The organism is Amycolatopsis sp. WAC 04169 (assembly GCF_003947535.1).
Classification (GTDB): domain Bacteria; phylum Actinomycetota; class Actinomycetes; order Mycobacteriales; family Pseudonocardiaceae; genus Amycolatopsis; species Amycolatopsis keratiniphila.
Genome location: NZ_QHJI01000030.1, coordinates 1 through 1,254, shown reverse-complemented (window position 1 = coordinate 1,254; position 1,254 = coordinate 1). Strand labels below are relative to the sequence as shown.

The 1,254-nt window shown below is 69.0% G+C and carries 1 protein-coding gene; it reads left to right on the top strand.

The features are described 5' to 3' along the window. The first annotated feature begins 14 nt into the window (after window positions 1-14). Window positions 15-1,247, top strand: coding sequence for an IS30 family transposase (locus tag DMC61_RS40775; protein WP_370456456.1), 1,233 nt, complete (start codon window positions 15-17; stop codon window positions 1,245-1,247). Window positions 1,248-1,254: the final 7 nt, after the last annotated feature.

The following is a 1,254-nucleotide window of genomic DNA, read 5'->3' as shown; positions in this document are numbered from 1 at the left end:
CTCGGAGTCATGGGGTGCTTGCAACACCGTCTGCGGGAAGGGGCGGGGTTGTGCGGGTGTTTCGGTGGTTGCCGCGGTCGGTGCGGGTGGGGTTTTGGGATCAGGTTCGTGCTGGGGTGGCGGCGAAGCCGGCGGCGCGGGCGGTGGGGTTGTCCCCGACGACGGGGGTGCGGTTGTTCCGGCAGGCTGGCGGGGTGATCGGTAACGCACCCTGTCGGCCTGGGCCGGTCCGGTTGAGCCTGGCCGAGCGGGAAGAGATCGCCTGCCTGACCGCTGCGGGCCTGGGGCCGCGGGCGATCGGGCGGGCGATCGGCCGCCCGGCCTCGACGGTGTCGCGCGAGCTGGCCCGCAACACCGGCAGGTCGGGTGCCTACCGGGCCGTCAGCGCCCAGCACGCGGCCGAGGAACGCGCGAAACGCCCGAAGGTCGCGAAGCTGGCCGCGGACACCGTGTTGCGCCAGGTGGTGCAGGACAGGCTGGACCGTCGATGGTCCCCGCGTCAGATCGCGCGGAGACTGGTGCTGGAGTTCCCCGACCAGCCGGAGATGCGGGTGTCACACGAAACGATCTACCAAGCACTGTATGTCCAGGGCCGGGGCGCGCTGCGCCGCGAACTCACCCAGGCACTACGGACCGGGCGGGCGCTGCGGATGCCGCGCCGGCAGGCCCAGGCCCGCCGGGAACGCACCCCCGGCGGAATCAAGGACATGGTCAACATCAGCGAACGCCCCGCCGAGGCCGCCGACCGCGCCGTCCCCGGCCACTGGGAAGGCGACCTGATCCTGGGCAAGGACAACAAATCCGCGATCGGGACCCTGGTCGAGCGCACCACCCGGTTCGTGATGCTGCTGCACCTGCCCCACGGCAGAGACGCCGCCACCGTCGCCACCGCCATGACCGAGATCATCCAGACCCTGCCACCCCTGCTGGCCAAATCCCTGACCTGGGACCAAGGCAAAGAAATGGCCCACCACCAGCAGATCACCCTCGCCACCGGAATGGACATCTACTTCTGCGACCCCCACGCACCCTGGCAACGCGGCACCAACGAGAACACCAACGGCCTGCTCCGCCAATACCTCCCCAAAGGCACCGACCTCACCCAGCACACCCCAGCCGACCTCACACGCATCGCCACCGAACTCAACGAACGCCCCCGCCAAACCCTCAACTGGCACACACCCACCGAAGCCCTCGAAGCACTACTGTTCAACCAACAAACAATGCGTGTTGCAACCACCACGTGAATCCGCC